Annotated in this window: 14 protein-coding genes; 6 read left to right on the forward strand and 8 right to left on the reverse strand. The window is 57.4% G+C overall.

Translation table 11 applies throughout. From position 1 onward, the window contains the following. Nucleotide 1: 1 nt before the first annotated feature. Both kefB and kefG read right to left on the reverse strand, forming a co-directional pair. Nucleotides 2-1,807, reverse strand: coding sequence for a glutathione-regulated potassium-efflux system protein KefB (kefB, locus tag SPE70_RS24085; RefSeq protein ID WP_008807038.1), 1,806 nt, complete (start codon nt 1,805-1,807; stop codon nt 2-4). Continuing rightward, entirely contained in the window at nt 1,794-2,357 is a 564-nt protein-coding gene (gene kefG, locus SPE70_RS24090; protein ID WP_008807037.1) for a glutathione-regulated potassium-efflux system ancillary protein KefG, read from the reverse strand. Before kefG ends, kefB begins: the two co-directional genes overlap by 14 nt. A gap of 173 nt (nt 2,358-2,530) precedes the next feature. Between kefG and SPE70_RS24095 the strand changes: the two genes are divergently transcribed. From SPE70_RS24095 to SPE70_RS24110, 4 genes are all read left to right on the forward strand, one after another. Beyond that, nucleotides 2,531-4,435 carry an ABC transporter ATP-binding protein gene (locus tag SPE70_RS24095; protein WP_008807036.1) on the forward strand — a complete coding sequence of 635 codons (1,905 nt, stop codon included), beginning with the start codon at nt 2,531-2,533 and terminating at the stop codon, nt 4,433-4,435. Nucleotides 4,436-4,699: 264 nt separating this feature from the next. Next, entirely contained in the window at nt 4,700-5,659 is a 960-nt protein-coding gene (locus tag SPE70_RS24100; protein WP_230138755.1) for a hydrolase, read from the forward strand. Beyond that, nucleotides 5,656-5,874 carry a YheU family protein gene (locus SPE70_RS24105; protein WP_002920151.1) on the forward strand — a complete coding sequence of 73 codons (219 nt, stop codon included), beginning with the start codon at nt 5,656-5,658 and terminating at the stop codon, nt 5,872-5,874. Before SPE70_RS24100 ends, SPE70_RS24105 begins: the two co-directional genes overlap by 4 nt. Nucleotides 5,875-5,910: 36 nt before the next feature. Further along, nucleotides 5,911-6,780, forward strand: coding sequence for a phosphoribulokinase (locus SPE70_RS24110; protein WP_008807033.1), 870 nt, complete (start codon nt 5,911-5,913; stop codon nt 6,778-6,780). A 55-nt stretch (nt 6,781-6,835) separates the two neighbouring features. Here the strand turns inward: SPE70_RS24110 and SPE70_RS24115 are convergent, their stop codons facing one another. After that, a complete protein-coding gene (locus SPE70_RS24115; RefSeq protein ID WP_004202200.1) occupies nt 6,836-7,240 on the reverse strand; it encodes an OsmC family protein in 405 nt (134 codons plus the stop codon). A 306-nt stretch (nt 7,241-7,546) separates the two neighbouring features. Between SPE70_RS24115 and crp the strand changes: the two genes are divergently transcribed. Both crp and SPE70_RS24125 read left to right on the forward strand, forming a co-directional pair. Then, complete coding sequence (gene crp / locus SPE70_RS24120; protein WP_000242758.1) at nt 7,547-8,179, forward strand: cAMP-activated global transcriptional regulator CRP; 633 nt, start codon at nt 7,547-7,549, stop codon at nt 8,177-8,179. Between the two features lie 51 nt (nt 8,180-8,230). Beyond that, complete coding sequence (locus SPE70_RS24125) at nt 8,231-10,309, forward strand: YccS/YhfK family putative transporter (RefSeq protein WP_061153122.1); 2,079 nt, start codon at nt 8,231-8,233, stop codon at nt 10,307-10,309. On the opposite strand, the gene argD is transcribed toward SPE70_RS24125, so the two are convergent. The 5 genes from argD to ppiA form a co-directional block, all read right to left on the reverse strand. Further along, nucleotides 10,299-11,519 carry a bifunctional acetylornithine/succinyldiaminopimelate transaminase gene (gene argD / locus SPE70_RS24130; protein ID WP_008807030.1) on the reverse strand — a complete coding sequence of 407 codons (1,221 nt, stop codon included), beginning with the start codon at nt 11,517-11,519 and terminating at the stop codon, nt 10,299-10,301. The genes SPE70_RS24125 and argD overlap by 11 nt on opposite strands. 90 nt (nt 11,520-11,609) lie before the next feature. Further along, nucleotides 11,610-12,173 carry an aminodeoxychorismate synthase component 2 gene (pabA, locus tag SPE70_RS24135; protein ID WP_032731331.1) on the reverse strand — a complete coding sequence of 188 codons (564 nt, stop codon included), beginning with the start codon at nt 12,171-12,173 and terminating at the stop codon, nt 11,610-11,612. Nucleotides 12,174-12,205: 32 nt separating this feature from the next. Continuing rightward, the gene (locus tag SPE70_RS24140) at nt 12,206-12,808 is read right to left on the reverse strand and encodes a putative adenosine monophosphate-protein transferase Fic (RefSeq protein WP_008807028.1); all 603 of its coding nucleotides are present in this window, start codon (nt 12,806-12,808) and stop codon (nt 12,206-12,208) included. Continuing rightward, nucleotides 12,798-12,965 (reverse strand): YhfG family protein, encoded by a 168-nt coding sequence (locus SPE70_RS24145; RefSeq protein ID WP_012540423.1) that lies wholly within the window; start codon nt 12,963-12,965, stop codon nt 12,798-12,800. Before SPE70_RS24145 ends, SPE70_RS24140 begins: the two co-directional genes overlap by 11 nt. Nucleotides 12,966-13,071: 106 nt before the next feature. Then, on the reverse strand, nt 13,072-13,641 hold the full coding sequence (gene ppiA, locus SPE70_RS24150) for a peptidylprolyl isomerase A (protein ID WP_002920238.1): 570 nt from the start codon (nt 13,639-13,641) through the stop codon (nt 13,072-13,074). Nucleotides 13,642-13,811 lie beyond the last annotated feature (170 nt).

A 13,811-nucleotide genomic window follows, 5' to 3' on the forward strand; every position in this document is an offset into this window, starting at 1 on the left:
TTTATTCAAACTCGTCCCAGCCGTCCAGCTGCCGGCTTTCTTTCTGCATTTCACGCTGAAAAATCTCTTCCAGTTCGCGTCGGGCTTCCCGCACGCGAGATACCTGTACCGTATCAGTATGCACTGGCATTAACTCGCGCAGCATTCGCATATCGAGCCGTCGGAAGTGCAGTTGCGCGCGCTGGGCCTGGTGAGGATGCATCCCCAGGGTGATGAGCGCTTTGCGCCCCAGTTCCAGTGCACTGGAAAAGGTTTCACGAGAAAACTGCGTCACACCGGCCTGCAGCAGCTCATGCGCCTCAACGCGACCGCGAGCGCGGGCCAGAATATGCAGATGTGGAAAGTGTTGTTGACACATTTCCACCAGCCGCATGGTGTCTTCTGGCTCATTACAGGTGATGACGATCGACTGCGCCTCTTCCGCTCCCGCCGAGCGCAGCAGCTCCAGCTGGGTGGCATCGCCAAAATAGACTTTATAGCCATAGTTACGCATCAGATTCACCGCGCTGATGTCCCGCTCCAGCACCGTAATACGCATCTTATTGGCCATCAGCAGGCGACCGATAACCTGACCAAAGCGACCAAACCCGACAATAATCACCTGCGGCTTGTCATCCTCCACCCACGGCGCCTCATCGGTATCATCTGCCGGATTCAGCCGTCGCGACAATAGCTTATCTATCCCCTTCATCAGCAGCGGCGTCGTCATCATCGACAACGTCACCGCCACCAGCAGCAGCGCCATCTGGTCATGCTGGAACAACCGCTGAGAGGCGGGCAGCGAAAAGAGGACAAAGGCGAACTCACCGCCCTGGCTTAATACGCCCGCAAACTGCATCCGCTCTGAACTTCGCAGGCCATAGAGACGGGCCAGCAGATAGAGCACCAGCATTTTTACCGCCACCAGCACCGCCACACTCACCGCCACCCACAGCAGATGGGTATACAGCACGCCAAGGTTCAGCGCCATGCCGACGGAGATAAAGAACAGCCCAAGCAGCAGCCCCTTGAACGGATCGATAGCGATTTCCAGTTCGTGGCGATACTCGCTTTCCGCCAGCAGCACGCCGGCGATAAAGGTACCCAGCGCCATCGACAACCCCAGCGCCTCCATAAACAGCGCCGACCCAAGGACCAGCAGTAGCGTGGCGGCAGTAAACACTTCCCTGACCCCTGAGCTGGCGATGAAACGGAACACCGGCCGCAGCAGATAGCGTCCGCCAATCAGCATCCCGGCAAAGGCCAGGACCTTCATACCGACCGTCAGCCAGTTAACATGCTCATCCGCGGAACCGGCCAGCAGGGGAACCAGCGCCAGCGCCGGGATCACCGCCAGATCCTGAAACAGCAGGACCGAAAAGCCTAACTGCCCCGATTCGCTGCGGCTCATTCCCTTCTCACGCATCAGCTGCAGCGCCATGGCGGTGGAAGACATCGCCAGGCCGATCCCGCCGACCACCGCCGCCTGCCATGAAAACCCGGTCGTCATCAGCAGACCGCCAAGGATCGCCGCGCTGAGCATCACCTGCGCCGCGCCGACGCCGAAGATGGAGCTCCGCAGCCGCCATAGCTTGGCCGGATTAAGCTCCAGGCCGATGATAAACATCAGAAACACTACGCCGAGCTCAGAGAAATGGAGAATTTCATCCACATCGCTGATAAACCCAAGTCCCCACGGGCCAATCGCAATCCCGGCCAGCAGATAGCCCAGCACCGCGCCAATACCCAATCTTGAGGCCAGAGGTACGGCAATAACGGCGGCGAACAAAAAAAGAACGCCCGCCAGCAGCAAATCAGATCCCGCCATGTATACCTCCGGCGGTAAGGGGATTGGCCAGCCAGTCCCGGTAGGCCCGAGCGCGGCTACGCAATTCCTCTGGCTGTTGCCGCCGTGCCCAGTAGACAATAATGGGGCTCATCCAGTGCATACGGCACATGCCGGCGGTCAGTTCAAAAGGACGTAAAATATCGTTCATCGGATAGCGATTGGCATCGCGACGGTAGGCGCTCTCAGGTTCGCCGGTGGTGATCACACTACGCCAGTACTTTCCCGCCAGTTCGTTTCCTCCGGCACCGCTGGCGAAGCCGCGGCTTAACACACGATCCAGCCACTCCTTGAGCAGCGCCGGACAGCTCCAGGTATATAAAGGATGCTGGAAAACAATCACCTCATGCTGGCGCAGCAGGTCCTGTTCATGAGCGATATCGATAAAAAAATCCGGATAGTGCGCGTAAAGATCGTGCACGGTGACGTTCGGCAACTGTAAGGCCGGCTCTAATAAAACCCGGTTGGCCACGGAATCATGAGATTCTGGGTGGGCATACAGCAGCAACACTTTCGCTGTCTGAGACATCATTCCCCTCCCGTAGGTCTTCTGGCGGCCTGCGCAGCCCCGGTGTTCTGACACCGCCAGAATGACTTTGTGTATCGTCTTCGTTTTGGGCTACCATGGCGGCCCGGTGAAGCGATTCGCTTCCACACTACATTATCATAATGACAAATTAACATAGTCTGAACATACGGCGCCTTATGATTGTTTTCTCCTCGTTACAAATTCGTCGCGGCGTACGCGTCCTGCTGGACAACGCCACCGCTACCATCAACCCTGGCCAAAAGGTCGGTCTGGTGGGGAAAAACGGCTGCGGGAAATCGACGCTGCTATCGCTTTTGAAAAACGAGATAAGCGCTGACGGCGGCAGTATGACCTTTCCAGGCAGCTGGCAGCTGGCATGGGTGAATCAGGAAACCCCGGCGCTGCCTCAGCCGGCTATCGATTATGTTATTGATGGCGATCGTGAATACCGCCAGCTGGAAGCCGCGCTCCAGCAGGCAAATGAGCGCAACGACGGCCATGCCATCGCCACGGTCCACGGCAAGCTGGACGCCATCGACGCCTGGACCATCCGTTCGCGCGCTGCCAGCCTGCTGCACGGTCTGGGATTCAGCAACGAACAGCTGGAGCGGCCAGTCAGCGATTTTTCCGGCGGCTGGCGTATGCGCCTTAACCTCGCCCAGGCGCTGATTTGCCGCTCCGATCTGCTGCTGCTCGATGAACCGACTAACCACCTCGACCTCGATGCCGTCATCTGGCTCGAAAAATGGCTTAAGGGTTACACAGGTACGCTGATCCTGATCTCCCACGATCGCGATTTTCTCGATCCTATCGTCGACAAAATTATCCATATCGAACAGCAGACGATGTTTGAGTACACCGGTAACTACAGCTCGTTCGAAGTGCAGCGCGCTACCCGTCTCTCTCAGCAGCAGGCGATGTACGAAAGCCAGCAGCAGCGCGTTGCGCATCTACAAAGTTATATCGACCGCTTCCGCGCGAAGGCCACCAAGGCCAAGCAGGCGCAAAGCCGTATCAAAATGCTCGAACGGATGGAGCTTATCGCCCCGGCGCACGTGGATAACCCGTTCCACTTCAGCTTCCGCCAGCCGGAGAGTCTGCCTAACCCGTTACTGAAAATGGAGAAAGTCAGCGCCGGTTACGGCGAGCGTATTATCCTCGACTCCATCAAGCTCAATCTGGTGCCGGGCTCGCGCATCGGCCTGCTGGGCCGCAACGGCGCCGGGAAGTCGACTCTGATTAAGCTGCTGGCGGGTGAACTCCAGCCGGTGAGCGGCGAGATCGGTCTCGCAAAAGGTATCAAGCTCGGCTACTTCGCCCAGCATCAACTGGAGTTCCTGCGTGCCGATGAGTCGCCGCTGCAGCACCTGGCGCGCCTGGCCCCGCAGGAACTGGAGCAGAAACTGCGTGATTATCTGGGCGGCTTTGGTTTCCAGGGCGATAAGGTCAGCGAAGAGACCCGCCGCTTCTCTGGTGGAGAAAAAGCGCGACTGGTACTGGCCCTGATCGTCTGGCAGCGCCCTAACCTGCTGCTGCTCGATGAACCGACCAACCACCTTGACCTCGATATGCGTCAGGCCTTAACCGAAGCGCTGATCGACTTTGAAGGGGCGCTGGTTGTCGTGTCGCACGATCGTCACCTGATCCGCTCCACCACCGACGATCTGTACCTCGTCCATGACGGTAAAGTCGAGCCGTTCGACGGCGATCTGGAAGATTATCAGCAGTGGCTCAGCGACTCGCAAAAACAGGAATCACAGAGCAGCGACGCGCCAAAAGAGAGCGGCAACAGCGCCCAGGCGCGCAAGGACCAGAAGCGTCGGGAAGCGGAACTGCGCAGCCAGACCCAACCGCTGCGCAAAGAGATCGCCCGTCTGGAAAAAGAGATGGACAAGCTCAACGCGCAGTTGGCCAGTGCGGAAGAAAAACTTGGCGACAGTGAGCTTTATGACGCCTCACGTAAAGCCGAACTGACCGAATGCCTGCAGCAGCAGGCCAGCGCGAAGTCCGGGCTGGAGGAGTGTGAAATGGCCTGGCTGGAGGCCCAGGAGCAGCTGGAGCAGATGCTTCAGGAAGGCTAATATTGACTTCCTCATCCTGCCTGCGCGTACGATGCCGCTGGCAGGGTGGGTTTCTGCCCTCTCCATGGCCTGCCATCAGTGACATCAATGATTTGTTTTTGCTGTAACCTGGCGTCGCTGGCCACAAGACCACATATTGGCTAACCCCTGTGCGCCCTGCGCGGTATAGTCATCATCACGTTTATTAATTGTTCTGGTGCTATGGTTGAAATCATCCCCACAGACATGACGCCCCCCGAAAACGATTCGCGTGAGTTCCATCCGATGCGCGGCGTGGGCAATCGTCATCTGCAAACCATGCTGCCGCGGCTGATCCGCCGTAAATTGCGCTTTACCCCGCACTGGCAGCGCCTTGAGCTGCCGGACGGCGATTTTGTCGATCTGGCCTGGAGCGAAGACCCGCATCAGGCGCGCCATAAGCCGCGCCTCGTCGTCTTTCATGGTCTCGAAGGAAGCCTGCACAGCCCGTACGCCCATGGTCTGATCCATGCGGCGATGCAACGCGGCTGGCTGGGCGTGGTTATGCATTTCCGCGGCTGCAGCGGCGAACCTAACCGCAATAACCGCATCTATCACTCCGGCGAAACAGAAGATGGCACCTGGTTTCTGCACTGGCTACAGCGCGAGTTTGGTCCCGCGCCGACTGCGGCCGTCGGCTATTCACTGGGCGGCAATATGCTGGGCTGCCTGCTGGCAGAAGAAGGCGACCGCTGCCCGCTGGATGCGGCGGTGATCGTCTCCGCGCCTTTCATGCTCGAAGCCTGCAGCTATCATATGGATAAGGGCTTCTCGCGGGTTTATCAGCGCTATCTGCTCAATCTGTTAAAAGCCAATGCCTCACGCAAGCTGAAAGCGTATCCTGGCTCACTGCCTGTCGATTTACGCCAGCTTAAAGGGATGCGCCGCATCCGGGAATTTGACGATATGATCACCGCCAAAATCCATGGTTTCGCCGATGCGCTGGATTATTACCGGCAATGCAGCGCCATGCCGCGGCTCAGCGATATCACTAAGCCAACGCTCATCATTCACGCGAAAGACGATCCATTTATGGATCACCACTCCATACCACCGCAGGAGCAACTGCCGGCGAACGTTGAGTATCAATTAACTGAGCAAGGCGGCCACGTTGGTTTCGTCGGCGGCACCCTGCGTAAGCCGGAGATGTGGCTGGAAAGACGCATCCCGGACTGGTTAAACCGTTGGCTGGAGGCCCCCGTATGATTATTCCCTGGCAGGATCTGGATCCCGAAACGCTGGATAACCTGATTGAAAGCTTTGTGTTACGTGAAGGCACCGATTATGGTGAACATGAACGTTCACTTGCCGATAAAGTCGCCGATGTAAAACAGCAGTTGAAACGCGGAGAGGCGGTTCTTGTGTGGTCGGAACTGCATGAGACGGTCAATATTATGCCGCGTGCGCTGTTTAACGGCTAAGGCGACGCCACTACATCGTTTAACCAGGGAGTTGTTATGTCTGCCAAACATCCGGTGATCGCCGTCACGGGCTCCAGCGGCGCGGGCACTACCACCACCAGCCTTGCCTTTCGCAAAATCTTCGCGCAGCTAAACCTGCACGCCGCGGAGGTGGAAGGCGATAGCTTTCATCGCTACACCCGCCCGGAAATGGACATGGCGATCCGCAAGGCGCGGGATCAGGGCAAACATATCAGCTACTTTGGCCCGGAGGCGAACGACTTTGGCCTGCTGGAGCAGACCTTTGTCGACTATGGCCGCCACGGAAAAGGCCAGTCGCGGAAATACCTGCACACCTATGACGAAGCCGTACCGTGGAATCAGGTGCCAGGGACTTTCACCCCCTGGCAGCCGCTGCCGGAGCCGACAGACGTACTGTTCTATGAGGGGCTGCACGGCGGGGTTGTCACGCCGCATCATGATGTCGCCAGCCATGTCGACCTGCTGGTCGGCGTAGTGCCTATCGTTAACCTCGAGTGGATCCAAAAGCTTATTCGCGACACCAGCGAGCGCGGCCACTCCCGGGAGGCGGTGATGGACTCAGTCGTCCGCTCGATGGAAGACTACATCAACTTCATTACCCCGCAATTTTCCCGCACCCATATCAACTTTCAGCGCGTGCCGACGGTAGACACTTCCAACCCGTTTGCCGCGAAAACTATTCCCTCGCTGGACGAGAGCTTTGTGGTGATCCATTTCCGTAACCTGCAGAATATCGACTTCCCCTGGCTGCTGGCGATGCTGCAGGGGTCGTTTATCTCGCACATGAACACGCTGGTGGTGCCGGGCGGTAAAATGGGGCTGGCGATGGAGCTTATCATGACGCCGCTGGTCGAGCGCCTGATGGAAGGCCGCAAGATCGGCTAACAGAAAAAACCCCGGCCAGGCCGGGGTTGAGATGCTTCACAACGGCAGGCGAAGACTACGCCTCGATCACTTCATAGGAGTGGGTGATCTTCACCGCTTTTTCCAGCATCAGCGCCACCGAGCAGTATTTCTCTGCCGACAGATCCACCGCCCGGGAGACCGCGGCATCTTTCAGCGCCTTACCGGTGACGATAAAGTGCAGATTAATATGCGTAAACAGACGCGGCGCCTCTTCGCGGCGCTCCGACGTCAGCTTCACTTCGCAGTTGGTCACCTCATGGCGACCTTTTTGCAGAATAGAAACCACATCGATCGCACTGCAACCGCCCGCCGCCATCAGCACCATCTCCATCGGGCTGGGTGCCTTATCCCCGGAGTTGCCATCCATCAGAATCTGGTGTCCTGACGCGGACTCCCCGATAAAGGTTAACCCTTCAACCCATTTCACACGCGCTTGCATAAAATTTAACTCCAGTATCGCAATTTTCCTGTCAGATTACGCGCACATAACAATTCTCGCAACGGAAGGCGACCTGCGTCATGCTGAAGCGAGACACCAGGAGACATGCGGCGAAAGCTATGCTAAAACAGTCTGGATGCTACAGTATTACATTGATGTACTGCATGTATGCAGAGGAGTTCACATTACGGGCTGTCGAAAAATCATCAGCCAGCTTCCCAGGTATAGGGAAACAATACGATTGCATGCCCGGACGCCGTGTAGTGTCGGCGCCCGGAGATAGCTTATAACAGAGGATAACCGCGCATGGTGCTTGGCAAACCGCAAACAGACCCTACCCTTGAATGGTTCTTGTCTCATTGCCACATTCATAAGTACCCATCAAAGAGCACGCTGATCCACCAGGGTGAAAAAGCAGAAACGCTGTACTACATCGTTAAAGGCTCCGTGGCTGTACTCATCAAGGATGAAGAAGGTAAAGAGATGATCCTCTCCTACCTCAACCAGGGCGATTTCATCGGTGAATTAGGCCTGTTTGAAGAGGGTCAGGAGCGTAGCGCCTGGGTACGGGCGAAAACCGCATGTGAAGTGGCCGAAATCTCTTATAAGAAATTCCGTCAGCTGATCCAGGTTAACCCGGACATTCTGATGCGTCTCTCTTCGCAAATGGCTCGCCGTCTGCAGGTCACGTCTGAGAAAGTGGGCAACCTCGCCTTCCTCGACGTGACGGGCCGTATCGCCCAGACGCTGCTGAACCTGGCGAAGCAACCTGATGCCATGACCCACCCGGACGGTATGCAAATTAAAATTACCCGTCAGGAAATTGGTCAGATCGTCGGCTGCTCTCGTGAAACGGTTGGCCGTATTTTGAAAATGCTGGAAGATCAGAACTTGATTTCCGCACACGGTAAAACTATCGTCGTCTACGGCACCCGTTAAGTTGCTAAGCGGCGTATTGCTCCTGCAGTACGCCGTTTTTGTTTTTCCCTCATGTGGCGCAGGCTGATTTACCACCCGGAAGTCAACTATGCACTGCGGCAAACGCTGGTGCTGTGTCTGCCTGTGGCCATCGGTCTTCTGCTCGGCCATCTCCAGCAGGGGCTGTTGTTTTCCTTAGTGCCCGCCTGCTGCAACATTGCCGGTCTTGATACCCCACATAAGCGCTTTTTCAAACGTCTGATTATCGGCGGCTGTCTGTTTGCCGGATGCAGTCTGGTGGTGCAGTTGCTGCTCGCTCAGGCCATTCCCCTGCCGCTTATTCTCAGCGGCCTGGCGCTATTGCTCGGCGTCACCGCGGAGATCAGTTCGCTGCACGCGCGCCTGCTGCCCGCGTCGCTGATCGCCGCTATCTTTACCCTGAGCCTGGCGGGCAATATGCCCATCTGGGAACCACTGCTGATCTACGCTTTCGGTACGCTGTGGTACGGCGTGTTTAACTGGCTCTGGTTCTGGCTGTGGCGCGAACAGCCGCTGCGGGAGTCGCTCAGCCTGCTTTACCGGGAACTGGCTGACTATTGTGAAGCCAAATACAGTCTGTTGACCCAGCATACCGATCCGTCGACCGCCCTGCCGCCGCTGCTCACCCGCCAGCAGAAGGTAGTCGACCTGATTACCCAGTGCTATCAGCAGATGCATATGCTGGCCGCCAACCAACGCAACGACCACAAGCGTCTGCTGCGGGCGTTCCAGGTTGGGCTGGATCTACAGGAACATATTTCGGTTAGCCTGCATCAACCAGAAGAGGTACAAAAGCTGGTGGAACGCAGCCATGCCGAAGCGGTGATCCGCTGGAATGCGCAAACCGTCGCTGCCCGCCTGCGCGTGCTGGCGGATGATATTCTCTATCATCGCTTTCCGCAGCGTTTTCAGATGGATAAACAGATTGAGGCTCTGGAAAAGATCGCCCGCCAGCATCCGGACAACCCGGTCGGTCAGTTCTGCGCCTGGCACTTTAGCCGTATCGCCCGGGTGCTGCATACCCAGCGCCCCCTGTATGCCCGGGATCTGATGGCCGACAAAGAGCGTCGTTTACCGCTGTTTCCCGCGCTAAAGAACTATCTGTCGCTGAAATCACCCGCACTGCGCAATGCCGCGCGCATCAGCGTGATGCTGAGCTTCGCCAGCCTGATGGGTAACGCCCTGCATTTGCCGAAGCCCTACTGGATCCTGATGACGGTACTCTTCGTCACGCAAAATGGCTACGGCGCCACGCGGGTGCGAATTGTTCACCGGGCGGCGGGAACGCTCGCCGGTCTGGTCATCGCCGGGCTAACCTTGCACTTTCACGTTCCGGAGAGCTATACCCTGAGTGGAATGCTGCTGATTACCCTGCTCAGCTATCTGATCATCCGTAAACACTATGGCTGGGCGATGGTAGGCTTTACGGTGACGGCGGTGTATACCCTGCAACTGCTGACGCTCAACGGCGAACAGTTTATTGTCGCCCGGCTTATCGACACGCTTATCGGCTGCCTGATCGCCTTCGGCGGGATGGTCTGGCTGTGGCCGCAGTGGCAGAGCGGCCTGCTGAAAAAAAACGCCCACGATGCGCTGGAGGCCGACCAGCAGGCGATTCGCCTGATCCTCAGCGCCGATCCAAAAGCCCCCGCGCTGGCCTATCAACGCATGCGCGTCAACCAGGCGCATAACGCGCTCTACAACTCCCTGAATCAGGCGATGCAGGAGCCCGGTTTTAATACCCACTACCTGGAAGATATGAAGCTGTGGGTGACGCACAGTCAGTTTATCGTCGAACACATCAACGCTATGACCACCCTGGCCCGGGAGCATACGATGCTCACCCCGGATCTTGCCCAGCGCTATCTCGAATCTTGTGAGATTGCCTTGCAACGCTGCCAGCAGCGGCTGGACAGCGATGGTCCCGGCAGCGCAGGGGATGCCAATATTCTGGAGTCGCCGGAAACAGAGGTGCCGAACGGTCCGTTAAGTACCCTGGAGCAGCACCTGCAACGCATTCTGGGCCATCTGAACACCATGCATACCATATCGTCAGTAGCATGGCGTCAGCGGCCGCATCATGGCATCTGGCTGCGGAAAATCAGCCGTTAATCACCTTTGCCACTGCCTGGGCAAAACGCGCCATCCCCTCGGCAATATCCTGCTCGTCGATGATCAGCGAGGGAACAAAACGCATCACGTCCGGCCCGGCGTTGAGCACCATGACGCCGGCTTGCGCAGCGGCATAGAGGAAATCACGCGCGCGGCCCTTGTGCTGCGGCTTGAGTTCGGCGCCAATCAGCAGGCCCATCCCGCGAATATCACTGAACAGATCAAATTCAGCATCCAGCTGCTGCAGGTGTTTGACGAACAGTTCGCGCTTCGCGCTCACGCCATCCAGCACCGCCGGGGTATTGATTAGATCGAAGGCGGCGTTGGCGACCGCGCAGGCCAGCGGGTTGCCGCCGTAGGTTGAGCCATGGGAACCCGCATGGAAGGCGCTGGCGATCTCATGGGTGGTCAGCATGGCGCTGACCGGGAAGCCGCCGCCGAGCGCTTTGGCGCTGGTCAGAATATCCGGCGTCACACCGTAATGCATATAGGCGAACAGCGATCCGGTACGTCCCATACCGCACTGCACTTCATCAAAGACTAACAACGCCTGGTGCTGATCGCACAGCTCACGCAGCCCCTGCAGGAAGGCCGGCGTCGCTGCCGTCACGCCGCCTTCGCCCTGAATCGGCTCCACCACCACTGCGCAAGTGTGGTCATCCATCACCGCTTTTACCGCCTGCAGGTCGTTGAAGGGAACATGGACAATATCCGCCGGTTTCGGGCCGAAACCATCGGAGTACTTCGGCTGCCCACCGACGGAAACGGTAAACAGGGAGCGGCCATGGAAGGCATTATGGAAGGCAATGATTTTGGTTTTATACGGGCTATGGCGGGTCACCGCATAGTGACGCGCCAGCTTAAAGGCCGTTTCATTGGCTTCCGTACCGGAGTTCATAAACACCACGCGCTCGGCGAAGGTGGCCTCGACAAGTTTACGTCCCAGACGCAGCGCTGGCTCATTGGTAAAGACGTTGCTGGTGTGCCACAGCGTTTCGCCCTGCTCGTGGAGCGCCGCCACCAGCGCCGGGTGGCAATGGCCGAGCGCCGTCACCGCGATACCGCCGGCAAAATCAACATACTCTTTGCCCTGCTGATCCCAGACGCGGCTGCCTTTCCCTTTCACCGGGATGAATTCTGCTGGTGCATAAATCGGCAAAATAACTTCATCGAATGTGGCGCGGGTGATTGCCGGTTGTTCAGTTGCCATGTCTTGCCCATCCCTCTTCGTTATGCAGATGCAATCATGAAAATATAATCACAAAATATGCATAAAAAATCAGTCAATGGCAACTGAAAATCACCGCTTCAGAAAGTTTTCCAGCAATTGATGGCCCTGCTCGCTGAGGATGCTTTCCGGATGAAACTGCATGCCCTCAAGATCCCAGTCGCGGTGGCGGATCCCCATAATCTCAGCGCTGGCGCTGCGGGCGGTGACGATAAACTCGGGCGGGAGCGTCGGCGGGTCAATCACCAGCGAGTGATAACGGGTCACCGTCAGGGGATTATTCAGCCCCTGAAACACCCCTTCGCCGTTATGCTCAATAAGCGAGGTTTTACCATGCATCACCTGTGCCGCCCGTACGATGGTCGCGCCAAACGCCTGGGCTATCGCCTGGTGCCCGAGACAGACGCCCAGTAGCGGCGTTTTCCCCGCATAGTGGCGGATAACCGCGAGGGAAATCCCCGCCTCATTCGGCGTGCAGGGGCCTGGCGAGATCACGATTTTCTCCGGCGCCAGCGCCGCTATCTCCTCCAGCGTCAACGCATCATTGCGCCTGACCAGTACTTCCGCACCCAGTTCGCAGAAGTACTGATACAGATTCCAGGTGAAAGAGTCATAATTATCGATAAGCAGGATCATAGCGGCTCCGGAACAATCAAAACCGGGCTATTCTACTCAGATTCCCGCGCTTCGCTTACCACTTTGCGAAAGATCGCCACCAGCGGAGCCGGATCGCCCATCGCGCTCTGCTGGCAGGCCGCGCTCCAGCCGGCGGGGTCGACGTCACGCCAGTCAAGCAGGTAGCCGGCATGTATCGCCAGCTGTTCAAAGAAAATGCGCTGGGTCAGGCCATTGCCAAGACGAAAAGGATGCAGCACATTAATTTCGCCATAGAACCAGCTCAGGCGTTCGATAAAGGTCTCGCGCGGCAGGCCATTGAGATAATCCTCCTGCTCAAGGGCCTGCATCAGGGCGTTCCCCTCCTCCTCGATCCGGGCAAAGTGGCAGAACGGCGTATCGCCCAGATAGAGGTTCACTTCACGCAACCGGCCGGCCCAGTCAAACAGATCCTGATACAGCTGATGATGAATCGCGCATAGATAGGGTAAGCCGCGCACCCGCGGCCCCAGCGGCAAGGTTGCCGCCCGCAACGCCGTCATCTCAAAGGCGGCCTGTTGCAGATTTTTAGCCTGCCGGATGCCGAGGCGGTTGCGCAGGACATTCAGCGCCGGGTAGAGGTAAGGATCGCGTTCATCGCCGAATTTATCGCTCATACTCCCTCCGCAGCGTCGCCAGACGCGCCAGCGCCTCTTCGGCAGTCAACGTAACCAGCGGCACCGTCACGCCTTCAAGGCGACGACTGGCCTGAAAATTGGTATTGCGTGTCTGTTCCCAGAGTCGGGATTTTTGCTTTTCGGTGAGTGGACGCATCGTCGCCCCCCTTATCGTCCCCTGTGTGCCACAAGTATAAGCAGCAATTTCAGGTTATGCCGGGAGGCAACCGGGCGCGGCGATAGCACACCGCGCCGTGGAAGGATTAGGGCAGCACTTTCGCAGAGAGGATAACGACCGGTTTGGTCGGCACATTCTGGTATGGGCCGACGTTATGGGTCTGGACCTGGGAGATCTTATCCGCGACGTCCATACCTTTCACTACCTTGCCAAACACCGCATAGCCAAAGTCGCGCTGACCATGGTCAAGGAAGGCGTTATCCGCCACGTTGATGAAGAACTGGCTGGTGGCGCTATCCTGGTCGGCGGTACGCGCCATCGCGATGGTCCCGCGGGTGTTGCGCAGGCCGTTGTCTGCTTCATTCTTGATCGGCGGGTTAGGCTGTTTCTGCTGCATCTGCTCGTTAAAGCCGCCGCCCTGCACCATGAAACCCGGGATCACGCGGTGGAAGGTGGTGTTGTTGTAGAAGCCGCTGTTGACGTACTTCAGGAAGTTATCCACGGAAATCGGGGCTTTCTGACTGTTTAACTCAAGCTCAATGTTCCCTGCCGAGGTGGTCAGCAGCACATGCGGATCGCCCTTTGCCGCCATGGCCGGGGAGAACGCTGAAATGGCGAAAACGGCAGCCATCGCCGCCAGTGTTGATTTGAGCATGGAAATTCCTTAACGGAGCAGAATAAAAGCGAGTGCCTTGATTCTAAAGAGCCTTTGCATCCTGGGCCAGCCTTTTACCAAATTTTACTTAGCTGTAATAATTGTAACCGCGCAAACGTTCTCCTGTGCGGCGAATAAAGTGTGATGCATGTCACATTAAACCATGCAAA

Origin of the sequence: Klebsiella sp. ZJOU C1 (assembly GCF_035620215.1) — a bacterium.
Lineage (GTDB): Bacteria > Pseudomonadota > Gammaproteobacteria > Enterobacterales > Enterobacteriaceae > Klebsiella > Klebsiella variicola.